The 13,920-nt window shown below is 31.4% G+C and carries 14 protein-coding genes; 12 read left to right on the forward strand and 2 right to left on the reverse strand.

What is annotated here, in order from left to right; all coding sequences use genetic code 11:
- Positions 1-335: 335 nt before the first annotated feature.
- Positions 336-1,469: a hypothetical protein gene (locus B5D16_RS00010; protein WP_078764905.1), complete on the forward strand. Its 1,134-nt coding sequence runs from the start codon at positions 336-338 to the stop codon at positions 1,467-1,469.
- 139 nt (positions 1,470-1,608) lie between these two features.
- On the opposite strand, the gene B5D16_RS00015 is transcribed toward B5D16_RS00010, so the two are convergent.
- Positions 1,609-2,892, reverse strand: coding sequence for an IS110 family RNA-guided transposase (locus B5D16_RS00015; RefSeq protein ID WP_242942950.1), 1,284 nt, complete (start codon positions 2,890-2,892; stop codon positions 1,609-1,611).
- Positions 2,893-3,205: 313 nt separating this feature from the next.
- Between B5D16_RS00015 and B5D16_RS00020 the strand changes: the two genes are divergently transcribed.
- Both B5D16_RS00020 and B5D16_RS00025 read left to right on the forward strand, forming a co-directional pair.
- The gene (locus tag B5D16_RS00020) at positions 3,206-3,613 is read left to right on the forward strand and encodes a hypothetical protein (RefSeq protein ID WP_078764906.1); all 408 of its coding nucleotides are present in this window, start codon (positions 3,206-3,208) and stop codon (positions 3,611-3,613) included.
- A 7-nt stretch (positions 3,614-3,620) separates the two neighbouring features.
- Positions 3,621-4,028 (forward strand): hypothetical protein, encoded by a 408-nt coding sequence (locus B5D16_RS00025; protein WP_159444235.1) that lies wholly within the window; start codon positions 3,621-3,623, stop codon positions 4,026-4,028.
- A 15-nt stretch (positions 4,029-4,043) separates the two neighbouring features.
- Here B5D16_RS00025 and B5D16_RS00030 read toward each other — a convergent pair whose 3' ends face one another.
- On the reverse strand, positions 4,044-4,457 hold the full coding sequence (locus B5D16_RS00030; RefSeq protein ID WP_078764908.1) for a hypothetical protein: 414 nt from the start codon (positions 4,455-4,457) through the stop codon (positions 4,044-4,046).
- 231 nt (positions 4,458-4,688) lie between these two features.
- Between B5D16_RS00030 and hisZ the strand changes: the two genes are divergently transcribed.
- From hisZ to B5D16_RS00080, 9 genes are all read left to right on the forward strand, one after another.
- The gene (gene hisZ / locus B5D16_RS00035) at positions 4,689-5,948 is read left to right on the forward strand and encodes an ATP phosphoribosyltransferase regulatory subunit (protein ID WP_242942951.1); all 1,260 of its coding nucleotides are present in this window, start codon (positions 4,689-4,691) and stop codon (positions 5,946-5,948) included.
- A gap of 54 nt (positions 5,949-6,002) precedes the next feature.
- Entirely contained in the window at positions 6,003-6,641 is a 639-nt protein-coding gene (gene hisG, locus B5D16_RS00040; RefSeq protein WP_078764910.1) for an ATP phosphoribosyltransferase, read from the forward strand.
- A gap of 17 nt (positions 6,642-6,658) precedes the next feature.
- Entirely contained in the window at positions 6,659-7,957 is a 1,299-nt protein-coding gene (gene hisD, locus B5D16_RS00045) for a histidinol dehydrogenase (protein WP_078764911.1), read from the forward strand.
- Between the two features lie 65 nt (positions 7,958-8,022).
- Positions 8,023-8,613 carry an imidazoleglycerol-phosphate dehydratase HisB gene (gene hisB / locus B5D16_RS00050; protein ID WP_078764912.1) on the forward strand — a complete coding sequence of 197 codons (591 nt, stop codon included), beginning with the start codon at positions 8,023-8,025 and terminating at the stop codon, positions 8,611-8,613.
- 167 nt (positions 8,614-8,780) lie between these two features.
- A complete protein-coding gene (gene hisI / locus B5D16_RS00055; protein WP_078764913.1) occupies positions 8,781-9,158 on the forward strand; it encodes a phosphoribosyl-AMP cyclohydrolase in 378 nt (125 codons plus the stop codon).
- Positions 9,159-9,172: 14 nt separating this feature from the next.
- A complete protein-coding gene (locus B5D16_RS00065; protein WP_242942952.1) occupies positions 9,173-11,215 on the forward strand; it encodes a TIGR03960 family B12-binding radical SAM protein in 2,043 nt (680 codons plus the stop codon).
- Between the two features lie 56 nt (positions 11,216-11,271).
- Entirely contained in the window at positions 11,272-12,012 is a 741-nt protein-coding gene (locus B5D16_RS00070) for a TIGR03936 family radical SAM-associated protein (protein WP_078764914.1), read from the forward strand.
- A gap of 94 nt (positions 12,013-12,106) precedes the next feature.
- A complete protein-coding gene (locus B5D16_RS00075; RefSeq protein ID WP_159444236.1) occupies positions 12,107-13,231 on the forward strand; it encodes a ribonuclease E/G in 1,125 nt (374 codons plus the stop codon).
- Entirely contained in the window at positions 13,224-13,877 is a 654-nt protein-coding gene (locus B5D16_RS00080; RefSeq protein WP_159444237.1) for an HdeD family acid-resistance protein, read from the forward strand. The genes B5D16_RS00075 and B5D16_RS00080 overlap by 8 nt, the downstream gene beginning before the upstream one ends.
- The last annotated feature ends 43 nt before the right edge of the window (positions 13,878-13,920 follow it).

Raw genomic sequence — 13,920 nt, forward strand, 5'->3', positions numbered from 1 at the left:
TTACCTTTTGAAACATCAATACCTACTGCGTTCATATATTTGTCACTCCTTAAAAATATAGTGCAATGGATATACACCAGTTTTACTCATTGCCTATTCAATCTACTGTGGTGTGACACGAATGCACCCTATGGTGAAACAACCTGCATAAAACGAACGCTGCTAATGAGGAGCTGGTTATCAGTCTAGTTTACGGACGCGAGGTCCAAGAAAGGAAGCCGATATACCTATTGCTCCCATCATTATACAGCTTAAGCAATAAGATAGATAACATCTTAACTAGATGTTAAGAATATTAACTATAAAACCATTGTAGTAGAATGGAGAATGAAATTATGAAGTTGTTTAAAAGAAAAGTATTAGTTACAACATTGTCTATTGCAATTGTTTTTACAACGCACATTAGCGTGGCTACTGAACAAAAAAATGAGTTATATATAACGGATAGCTTAGTGGTAGATTGTAATACTACGGAACCATTATATAACGTTGAGGATAGTATAGTTGCGTATTATATGCAAGGTGAAAAAGGTTATGCAATAATTGGAGTTGATGGAGAATTGATTGAATTCTCGGAAAATTTTAAAATTGATGAATTTAATGCCTGTGATGATGAAAAATCATATTACGCAGGAGTAGGCTCTTATTATTCGGAAACCAATCATGATAATGAGATTGAAAATATTGCTACAGGTGAAAAAGTTAAAAAGAAAGATGTGAATAATATTGAAATAGAAACTGATGAGGTGTACAAAAATATAGATAATTATAAAGGAATAAATATAAGTAATAAAAAGAAAAGCGTTACAATAACTTATCCTAAAGGTATAAAAGATCCAAAGGGTAAGAGTACATACACCAACACTACGTATAATAACATGACTCTACAAAAATATGGAAGTATTCCACATAGAACAAGATATATAAATTATAATAATGATAATACGTGTGGTTCATCAGCATCAGCTATTTTTTTCTATTATTATTATGATCATATTAGTAGTTCGTATATAAATAATAAGTATTATGATGCAAAAACAGATATTGAACAGATGGCATTTGTTAATCATTTTAAAAAACTGCTAGGTGATTCGGGGAAAGGGACAGATTATAAAGAGGTAAAAAAAGGAATAAATAAATATCTTTCGGAAATCGGAAAAAATCAGAATTGTGTATATAAAGAAAAAAATGCTGTTGAAGAATTATTGAATAAAAATTATATACAAGAGAAAATTGAAGATATTATAGATAATAAAAGACCATGTATCGTAGGATTGAAGAATGAACCAACATATCATGATCATTGGGTCGTTGGAGGAGGATATGCAAGATATTTTTCTATTATCGATGCACATAATAATGAAATGAAGTATTTCATTAAGGTGAATAATGGGCAAAGTTTTTCAAGAGAGAATGCAATAGTATATGTTAATGATAAATATGTAGATGGAGTTATTTATTTAAAATAGTCCAGCGGTGATATGTCAAGTATGAATTAATACATTTTTGAATACATTTGCATATCATTTGTCGAAAATTGGGTGACCTTAATAAACCCTGCTATTTCTGCTTTTTTAAAGCAGGGTATGAATCAGCAGAAAGAATTATCTATTCTGCTGCACGATATAAACGATTGTCTTTCAGCAGTCGAAAGACTAACCGCGTAAATTTACGGGCAGTTAATGCGAGTGCACGTTTGTGCTGGAATCTGTTCACTTCCTTATATTTGGAGTGATAGAAGTTGGAATACTCTGTGTCGCACCTCACAAGAGAAAAGGCACCTTTGTACAGATAGTATTTTAGAAATCTGTTACCTGACTGGATGAGTCGGGTATGTTCAGAATCAAAATTTCCAGACTGATGTTGCTTCCAAGCAAGACCTGCATATTTGCCGAGTTTTGCTTGGTTAGGGAAACGATTGATATCACCTATTTCAGCTATTATTCCAGCTGAGATTACCGGACCAATACCGTGAATGGATGTCAATACATTGGGTAGGAGTTGCATTTCAGCTTCAATAGCTTTATCAAACTCCTTGATTTGAGATTCCAATGCCTTCATAGAGGTTATGGATATAGAAAGCACCTGATTAACGGAGTCATTCACCGTCTTGGGTAAGCGGTAGGAACTTCTGGCAGCTTTCTGAATGGCTTTGGCTACGGCATCAGGATCAGGAAAGCGGTTCTTTCCTTTTTCTATAATAAAGTCCGTAAGCTCTTGTAAGTCCATATTTGCCAATGCTTCTGCAGATTCGATTTCCTGATAGACAGCAAAGGCAGTAGTGCTGAAGGTATTAGAGAATACCTTCTCCTGCGTCATAGTAGAATACTTCTTGAATAGGACGTTTATAAAACGCCGCTTTTCCTTGGTGAGGTTTTGGACAGCGTAAAAACGTGCCCTTGTGAGGTTCTGAAGAGCTTTATAGCGATAATCAGAAACATAAACCTCATTGTTGATTCTACCAAAGCGCAGGCAATCAGCGATGATGAAGGAATCAATATAATCATTCTTGGGCAGGTCATTGTAGGAGTCCTTAAACTTCTTTACCTGCTTGGGATTGAGAACATGAATCTTTCTGTTATAAGGTGCCAGAATGGCATCTTCCCTTAAGAAATAGACCAGATTGTCACCATACACTGAAGTGGCTTCAAGCCCGATGATGACAGTGTCAAAGGAATGAGATGTAAGTACAGAAAGAATTCTCTTTATCATCTGAGTTGATCCATCCTGAGAGTTTGGAACAGAGAAGTTACTATGTTTCTTACCATCAGGAAGCATCAGGTAAACGACATTGGATTTACTACTAACATCAATACCGACGTAAAGTGGGTTCATTTTTTCACCTTCTTTATATGTTGGATTTGAGTGTTCAATCGGCTTGGTAAAACCCATGATCATGGAGCATCGACACCCTCGCATATAAGAATCCAGCTTAAGATGGACTAATGCGAACCCCACTGCTAAGAGGCAGTCCATGAACTTAAGCAAACAGCCAGCTGGTCTGAAGCTAACTTCAATGTCAGGGGAACAGACTATTTATGAAGTGATCATTCTCTGATCCGACAGGGGAAAACAGAATTATTACCTGATTGACACTAAGGAACAATTATATCATGGGCTTTACTAAGCCTATTGAACAAATTTAATTAAGTTATCAAGGTACATTTATTGTATCTAAAAGATATTATACGAGGAGAATAAATATATGAAAAAAAAATATGGAGTACTGGTGTTTTTGGGGATATTATTTTTAATTATATTCGTGTGTACCAATTTGAATCATTTTAGAAGTAAACCAAAAATAGGAGTTAATTCTTTTAATGTTGCTTCTGATGAAATAAAGATAACCTATAATAAGAAAGAATATATTTTAACAGGGAGAGAAAGAGAGAAATTTGTCGATATATTAGTAAATATATGTCAGGAAGAGGAAGTGGATTGTACTGAAAAAAATGATAATACAGAGTATGATATTTTATTAGATTTCAAAAATGGAAATAATGCCAAAATATCATCAAAAGAAAGAATGTTAGATTTAGGATATGGAGTTGTTGATATATCTAAAGAAAATATGGATAAAATTAAAGAAATATTTGAGCATAAGGAGAATTAGTTTGGAAATGGATAGAAAGACAGCGATTTTATTTGTTGTTTTATCATTTGGAAGTGTTATAGCTACTGGTTTGTTTTATGGATTATGTACGTCACCTGTTAATGATGTAAAAGGTGGCTGGTGGGCTAATTCACCTTGGTCTGTTGAATGTGAAAAAGTAGAAATATCATATAATGATAAAGAGATAGAATTAGCTGATAAAGATAAAGATGCTTTTATATTATATATGAAGTGGATTATTCATGTTGGAAAAGAAATAGAAAAAGTTGAAAATGTTGATTATGATGTTATCATAGATTTTCAAAATGATAATATAGCATATGTATCATCACAAACAGGTATGGTTTCGTTTAGAGATTATTATTATGAAGTATCTGATCATGATTTGCAGAAAATAATGAAGTATATAAAATAGAGAAAACACATCGGATTATTCCGATGTGTTTTCTCTATTTTTTTCTTCATTTATTTTTTTATATCTTTTAATAATTAATAGTCCACTAAAATATAGTATGATTGATAAAACAATGTAAATATATGTATTTAATGTTATTCGTAATAATGGATTATAAAATGAGCTACCAAAGAAAAATACAATCATATCCAAGGTAAGAAAGAATCTAAAACTATATACTGGGTCGATATTTTCCAAAATTTGTTTGTGGAATTTTGATAGCAAAATAAATTCGATTCCTATAAAGAATATAACAATAATAAAAAGAAAACCATTGCTTCCTGAACTAGAAAAAAGATCTTCTAATAATAGTGTTGCAGCACATAAGAAAAATAATCCACCTAATAATAGGGAAAACAATGCTGAAATAATATTAAGTAAGATAATCATATTAATACCTCCTTATAAATTTATACCCGAGAATATTATAACATTGTATAAGAAATAATACAATTTTCTTCAAAATAGAGATAGTTTTTACTATTATATAAATTAATTGTTTAAAATGCTTGACAAAGACATTGTTAATATGTTATCATTGCGCTATTAAATTTATCGTGTTATCGCATTACTACTTTACTACGGTAAAGCGAAAGAGCGAAGTAAGGAATGAGGTTAGATATGGATAAAGTATTATTACATACCCCTGAAGGCGTTAGAGACATATACGCTAGTGAAATGGAAAAGAAAGTTACTATAACTGATAATATCCATAAAGTTTTTAGAAGAAATGGATTTAGAGATATTCAGACTCCTATGTTTGAATACTTTGATATATTCAATAAGGAGAGAGGTTCAGTTGCTTCTAAGAATATGTATAAGTTCTTTGATAGAGAAGGATATACATTAGTGCTTAGACCTGATATGACTCCTTCAATAGCAAGATGTGCTGCTAAGTATTATACAGATACTAAGTCACCAATTAGATTTTGCTATAATGGAAATACATTTATTAATAATGCTGAACATCAAGGTAAACTTAAAGAGTTTACTCAGATGGGATGTGAACTTATTTCAGATAACTCATCTGATGCTGATGCAGACATGATTGCTGTTTTAGTTGAAAGTTTATTAGAAGCTGGTCTTCGTGATTTTAAGATTTCAATTGGTGAAGCAGGATTTTATAAAGGACTTATTGAAGAGTGTAATATAGATGAGGAAACAGAAGATCAACTTACACAGATGATAGTTAATAAAAATAATTTTGGTATGGAAGATATTCTTGATGGTAAAGGAATTGAACAGAAATACAAGGATATGTTTATGAAACTTCCAGAATTATTTGGTGGTATTGAAGTATTAGAAAAAGCTGATGACATTACAGATGTTAAGAAGTCAGAAAAATCACTTGAAAGACTTCGTAAGGTATATGATATCTTAAAGATTTATGGCCTTGAAGAATATGTTTCATTTGATCTTGGTATGATTAGTTATTATAAATACTATACAGGTATTATTTTTAATGCATATACATATAAGACAGGTGATGCAATTGCAACAGGTGGTAGATATGATAATCTTCTTGCTCAGTTTGGTAAGAATGCACCAGCGATTGGATTCGCTATTAATGTTGATACATTAATGACAGCTCTTATGAGACAGAACATTGAGATTAAGAATGATGATGAAAATGTTTGTGTATTATTTAAACATTTCAATAGAAAAGTTGCAATTGATCTTGCTAAGTCTCTTAGAAGTAAAGGTGTAAATGTAAGTCTTACAAGAAAGAGCAGTAGCATTGATGATGAAGTATATTTAAATGGTGCTAAAGAGGATGGTAATACTAAAGCATATTATATTTTAAATAATACTGATATGTACATTTATGATTTAGCAAATGATAAAAAAGAAGAAGTTAAGATTGATACATATATGAAATAGAATTAGATGAAAAGTCTGTATTGATAAAATATTTGAAAGTTAAAGGAAATAATAATGAGATATTTAACAATTGCATTAGCGAAAGGTAGACTTGCAAAAACAAGTCTTGGTATATTTGAAAAGATAGGTATTACTTGCGAGGAAATGAAGGATAAGGATACAAGAAAACTTTTATTTGTAAATGAAGATCTTTGTCTTAAGTTCTTCTTAGCTAAGGCTAGTGATGTTCCAACATATGTTGAATATGGCGCAGCTGATATAGGTATCGTAGGTAAGGATACGATTTTAGAAGAAAATAGAAAGTTATATGAAGTAGTTGACCTAAATATGGGTAAGTGTCGCATGTGTGTATGTGGTCCTGCTTCAGCTAAGAAGTTACTTGAAACACATGAGATGATTAGAGTTGCTTCAAAATATCCAAAGATTGCGAAGGATTATTTTTATAATAAAAAGCATCAGACTGTTGAAATTATTAAACTTAATGGTTCTGTTGAACTTGCACCAATTGTAGGTTTATCAGAAGTTATTGTTGATATTGTTGAGACTGGTACAACACTTAAGGAAAATGGTCTTGAAGTATTAGAAGAAATTTGCCCATTATCTGCAAGAATGGTTGTTAATGAAGTTAGTCTTAAAATGGAAAATGAAAGAATTAGTAAGTTAATTAAAGATTTAAAATCTGTAATTGAATAATATATTGGAGGTAAGAGATGAGAATTATTAAACTTGATGAACAGAGCAAAAAGAATATTCTTAGTGATTTACTTAAGCGTAGTCCTAATAACTATGATAGTTATCAGGCATCAGTAGATGAAATCTTAGCAAATGTTAAAGCTAATGGAGACAAGGCTGTTTTTGAATATACAGCTAAATTTGATGGCGCTACACTTACAGCAGATACACTTAGAGTTACAGAGGAAGAAATTGCAAAAGCTTATGATGAAATCGAGGATAAAGAACTTGTTACTATCATAAGAAAAGCAATTGCAAATATAAAAGATCACCATGAAAAACAGCTTAAGCAAAGCTGGTTCTCTTCAAGAGAGGATGGTGTAATGTTAGGTCAGAAGATTACACCTCTTGAAAGAGTTGGTGTTTATGTTCCTGGTGGAAAGGCTGCATATCCTTCATCACTTCTTATGAATGTTGTACCTGCTAAGGTTGCAGGCGTTGATGAAATTGTTATGGTTACACCACCTGGAAAAGATGGAAAGATTAATCCAACAACTTTAGTTGCTGCTAAAGAAGCAGGTGTTGACACTATCCTTAAGGTTGGTGGTGCTCAGGCAGTTGCAGCACTTGCATATGGTACAGAAAGCATTAAAAAGGTTGATAAGATTGTAGGCCCTGGTAATATTTTTGTAGCCCTTGCTAAAAAGGCCGTATATGGACATGTTGGTATTGACTCAATTGCAGGTCCTAGCGAAGTTATGGTTATTGCTGATGAAACAGCTAATCCAAGATATGTTGCTGCAGATCTTTTATCACAGGCAGAACATGATGAACTTGCTTCATGTATTTTAGTTACAACATCTAAGGAACTTGCAGAAGCAGTATCAAAGGAAGTTGATGGATTTGTTGAAATTTTAAGCAGAAAAGAAATAATTGAAAAATCACTTGAAAACTTTGGATACATTTTACTTGTTGATACAATGGATGAAGCTGTTGATGTAGCGAACGAAATTGCTTCAGAGCACTTAGAAATTGTAACAAAAGATCCGTTTTTAACTATGACAAAGATTAGAAATGCAGGTGCAATATTCCTTGGAGAATACAGTTCAGAACCACTTGGAGATTATTTTGCTGGTCCTAACCACGTATTACCAACAAATGGTACAGCTAAATTCTTCTCACCACTTAATGTTGATGACTTTATGAAGAAATCAAGTATCATTTATTATTCTAAGGAAGCGCTTGAACCAGTAAGCAGCGATGTTATTAAATTCGCTAATGCTGAAGGTTTAACTGCACATGCTAATTCAATCAAAGTTAGATTTGAAGATAAATAGAATTTTTGATATAATGATATCCAGGGATGAAAGATTCCTGGATATTGTTAATATAAGGAGAAGTTATGGAAGCAAGAGTAGCAGAATATAAAAGAAAAACAGATGAAACAGATATAAGTGTTAAGATAAATCTTGATGGTAGTGGAAAGGCTGAAGTTGATACTGGTATAGGTTTTTTTGATCACATGCTTAAGAACTTTGCTAGACACGGCTTATTTGATTTAAAGGTTAAAGTTACAGGTGATCTTTATGTGGATTGTCACCACACCATAGAAGATACAGGTATTGCAATTGGTAATGCTATCAGAAGAGCAGTTGGAGATAAAAAGGGTATTAATAGATATGGTTCAGTAATCTTACCTATGGATGAAAGCCTATGTTTATGTGCTCTTGATTTATCGGGAAGACCTTATTTAGTGTTTAACGCTGATTTTACTACTGACAGAGTTGGTTATTTCGATACAGAGATGACACGTGAATTCTTCTATGCAATTACTTACACAGCTGGTATGAATTTACACATCAAGATGTTAGAGAGCGGTAATAATCACCATATGATAGAAATAATATTTAAGTCATTTGCTAAGGCACTTGATAATGCTACAAAAAAAGATGATAGAATTAAAGATGTTTTATCTACTAAAGGTAGTTTATAAATGAAACTTACCGATTTTTGATTTGGGTTTTCTAAATTAAAAATCGGTATTATTTTGAGCAAATATAACTTTTAAATCATATAAAAAAATGGTAGAATATATGTGATTACGCTTATATTAGAAATAACAAATAAATGAATAATAATATATAATTTAGGAGATTAAATATGAATAATCCAAATGAAATTCTTGTAAAAAGAGCGGATGTGAAAATAGATGCAGTTTTCAAATGGGAAGATTTGAAACTTGATAGTAATGGTATGGTTCCTGTTATTGTACAAGATTATAAAACAGATAAGGTTTTAATGCTTGCTTACATGAATAAGGAAGCTTATGAACATACATTAGAAGTTGGAAGAATGACATATTATAGTAGAAGTAGGGATGAACTATGGGAAAAGGGACTTACTTCTGGACATTTTCAGTATGTAAAAGAATTATTCTTAGATTGCGATAAGGATACAATTCTTGCAAAGGTCGAACAGATTGGTGTTCCTTGCCATACTGGAGCTGAAACATGCTTTTTTAATAATATGATTAAATAAAGGTTAGAAAGTATATGAGAAAATTAGCACTTAGTGACGAGATACTTCTTAAGGTTGAAAAGCCTGCAAGATATATCGGTAATGAAATAAATATGGTTAAAAAGAATCCGGAGAATGTGGAGGTTAGATTTGCAATGTGTTTTCCGGATGTATATGAGATAGGTATGTCTCATCTTGGAATCCAGATTCTTTATGAGATGTTTAACAGAAGAGACGATGTATATTGTGAAAGAGTATATTCTCCTTGGCCAGATCTTGATAAGATTATGAGAGAAGAAGATATACCTCTTTTTGCGTTAGAATCACAAGATCCGGTTAAAGATTTTGATTTTCTTGGAATTACAATTCAGTACGAGATGTGTTATACAAATATTTTACAGGTACTTGATCTATCTAAGATAGCTCTTTTGGCGAAAGATAGAGAAGAAGATGATCCTATAGTAATAGGTGGTGGACCATGTACATATAATGGTGAACCTATTGCACCTTTCTTTGACTTGTTTTACATAGGTGAAGGTGAAGTTAGTCATTATGCATTACTTGATTTATATAAAGAGTGTAAGGCTAAGGGATTATCAAGAAAAGAATTTTTAGTTAAGGCAAGTTCTATTCCAGGTATATACGCACCTGCGTTATATAATATATCATATAATGAGGATGGTACAGTTAGAAGTATAAATAATATTAATAAATATATGATATATCACAATGATGCAAACGCAGGAACGACTAGTGATGATGTCAATAGTTTAAAAGAAAATAAGAATGAAGTTAGTAGCAATTTAAAACTAAGTGCGGAAGAATTTGATGGATTTTCTTTAGATATAAAGGATTATCCAAATTTAACTAAGGAAGATTTTGATAAGATTCCTGACAAGGTTAGAAAAGTAATTGAAACAAATATGGATGATACATTCTATCCTACAAAACCTTTAGTTCCATATATTAAAGTTACACAGGATAGAGTTGTTTTAGAAATTATGAGAGGCTGTATTAGAGGATGTAGATTCTGTCAGGCTGGTATGGTTTATAGACCAGTTAGAGAAAGAAGCCTTGAACATCTTAAAAAGACAGCTTATGAAATGCTTAAGTCAACAGGACATGAGGAAATATCACTAAGTTCATTAAGTTCAAGTGATTATAGAGATTTAGAAGGTCTAGTTACATTCCTTGTTGATGAGTTTAAGGGTAAAGGAGTTAATGTTTCACTTCCTTCACTTCGTATAGATGCATTTTCACTTGATGTTATGAGTAAGGTTCAGGATGTTAAAAAGAGCTCATTGACATTTGCTCCTGAAGGTGGATCTCAAAGAATTAGAGATGTAATTAATAAAGGGCTTACTGAGGAAGTTATACTTAAGGGTGCTGGTATGGCATTTGAAAGTGGATGGAATAAGGTTAAGTTATACTTTATGCTTGGACTCCCAACAGAGACTGTTGATGATATGAAAGGAATTGCTCATCTTTCAGAAAAGATTGCTGAAAGATATTATGAGATTCCAAAGGATCAGCGTATTGGTAAGGTTCAGGTTACTGCAAGTACATCATTCTTTGTACCTAAGCCATTTACTCCTTTCCAGTGGGCTTCTATGAATAGAAAAGAAGAGTTCTTAGGCAAAGCTAAGATAGTTAATGATGAAATGAAAGCAATGCTTAATAAAAAGAGCCTTCGCTATAACTGGCATGAAGCAGATGTATCAGTTTTAGAAGGACTACTAGCCAGAGGAGATAGAAAAGTTGCTAAATGTATTTTAAAAGCATATGAAAAAGGATGTATTTTTGATGCATGGAGTGATTTTTATGATAACACTCGTTGGGATGAGGCTATTGAAGAAGCTGGAATTGACATGGATTTCTATATTTCAAGAGAAAGGGATGTAGAAGAGGTTCTTCCATGGGATATGCTTGATGTTGGTGTTAGTAAGGAATTTTATAAGAGAGAATGGCTAAAAGCAAAGAGCGAGGAAATTACTAATAACTGTAGAGATAAGTGTCAGGGCTGTGGAATTACAGTATTTAAGAGTGGCGTTTATTGTCCAGGTAGTCTTGATAAGTAGTTATATATGTTAGTATGAGTTTAAGTTTAGAGTAATATGTTTAGAAAGATTTTGATATGAAACTTAGAATTAAATTTTCAAAGCATGGCAGTATGAAATTTATCGGCCATCTTGATATTATGAGATATTTTCAAAAAGCAATAAGAAGAAGTGAAATAGATGTAGCATATTCTGAAGGGTTTTCACCTCATCAGAAGATGTCATTTGCTGCGCCTTTAGGTGTAGGACTTTATAGTAATGGTGAATACTTTGATGTTGAAGTAAATTCACTTACTAGTACAGATGATATATTAAAAAGACTTAATGATACAATGAATGATGAAATAGAGGTTTTATCTGTTGTATTGCTTCCAGATGGTGCTAAAAAGGCTATGAGTCTAGTTGGTGGCGCTGATTATACCGCCGTAGTTAAGGATGATTATAATGAATTAGTTAGTAGTGAAAATGCTACTAAGTATACAAAGATTAATCCTTTAACTTTGTGCGAAAACATAGAGAAGTTTTATGAACTTTCTGAAATTGTTGTATTAAAGAAAACCAAGAAGAGTGAAAGAGAAATTGATATTAAACCTTTGATTCATGATTTTGGTTTTACGAATGAGGATGGTAATCCTGTTATTTATATGAGGGTTAGTCAGGGTAGTGAGAATAATCTTAAACCTGAACTTGTAATTGAACAATTATGTAAGTTCTCGGGCGTTGAGTATAATGAATATGCTTTTCAATATACAAGAGAAGATACATTATGGTTTGATGAGACCAAGAATGGATTTAGAAGTCTTGATGATGTTGAGTAATTAATTGATATACAATAAATACTTATATGATAAATAGATATGCAAAAATATATGTAATATATATGGTTTGTCGAAAGTTTATGTGGAGGGTGATTTGGATAAGGTTGTAATTACTAAGTACTTGAATGGAAAACTGATACTTGGTTATGAAAATGATAAATTAGAATCTGTTGACATAGACGACTATTATGCAAATGCCGGAGACATTTACATAGGAGAAGTGGTTGAATATGCAAAGAACATAGATGCTTATTTTGTTAAGATTAATGATAAAGAAAAGGCTTTCTTAAGAACTAAATCAAGCATTAAATGTGGACAGAAGATTTTAGTACAGGTTAAGAAGGAGAAAACATATAATAAAGCTTGTGTTGTTACAGATTCAATTAATTTAAACTTTAATTATATTGTTTTAGAAACATCAGCTACTGGAATTGGAGTTTCAAAGAAGATTAATGATGAAGATTTTATTATAAAGGTTAAAGCATATATTAATTCGTATTTGATGGATAAGAATATTGATTTATCAGAATTCCAGTTGATAATTAGAACGTGTGTATATGAAAAGTATTTAGAATCTTTAAGTTTTGAATTCTTAAATGAAACTATTGATGATTTAATTAATACATACACTGGATATAAGAACAAATGTCTACATTTAAAAGCTGGAACAAGAATTTATGATAATACGAAAAGATATGAAAACTTTGATTGCGTGATTGTAACAGATCAGGAAGATATCTTTGAAGATTTAAAAGATAAATGTAATATTAGATTTTATGATGATGATTATTCTTTAATTAAGTTATATAATGTAGAACGAGATATTAACAGACTTTTAGAAAGAAAAGTATGGTTAAAATCTGGTGCTAACATTATGGTAGAACAGACAGAAGCACTAACTAGTATTGATATTAATTCTGCGAAATTTGAAAGAGGTAATAATAGTGATGAGACTTTTTATAAAGTTAATCTAGAAGCAACAGAAGAAATTATAAAACAAGTTAAGCTTAGAGAGATTTCTGGTATTATTATTGTTGATTACATTAATATGACTAATAAAGATTTATATGAAAAGTTAGAATTTGATATATTAAAACTAATTGAAAACATGAAGAGTGATATTACCTATGTTGGATTTACCAGACTTGGTTTATGCGAGTTTACAAGAAAGAAAACAAAGGCATCACTTAAAGAAAGGTGGGAAAGAATTAATGGATGAGTTTTTAAAAGAAGCTAAAGAAAGAGTGAAGGAAGCACAAAAATCAGTTATTTATAGAGCTGTTATATTTATTATTGCTGGTCTTATTATGGTAATTTGGCCACTTAAAGTTGCTGATTTTGTATGTTTTGGTATTGCACTTATATTAGGATTATTCGGCGCAAGATTTATTGTTAATTATATGAAAAAGGATCTTGTTCAAGACTTCTTTAGATATGATTTGGTGTTTGGAATTACACTTTTAATATTTGCTATATTTTTCATAGCTAAATCAGAATCTATTATGTCATTTATTCCAACAGTGATTGGTATCATTATTATTTTTAATGGTGTATTAAAACTTCAGAATGCTGTAGATTTTGCAAGAAGTAATAGTAAGGGATTTCAGAATGAAACATGGAAGAAGATATTAATAGCAGCAGTGATTAATATTGTTATTGGTGTTTTATTAGTTGTATTTCCTCTTGGCGCTGTTAGTATCGCATATAGACTTCTTGGAATTGGTGTATTATATAGTGGTGTTAGTGATATTATTATTGCTATGCAATTTAAAAATACAGTTAATTCAATGTCTAAAAAAATGAGTGATACTATTAGAAATAGTACAATAGACGGAGAAGGCAAATTTGTCGATGATGATAAATAGAAAATTAGTAAAACTCTACTAGTGTATATGTGGGAGTAGAGAA

The sequence above is a fragment of the Eubacterium uniforme genome (assembly GCF_900167115.1).
Taxonomy (GTDB): domain Bacteria; phylum Bacillota; class Clostridia; order Lachnospirales; family Lachnospiraceae; genus Eubacterium_S; species Eubacterium_S uniforme.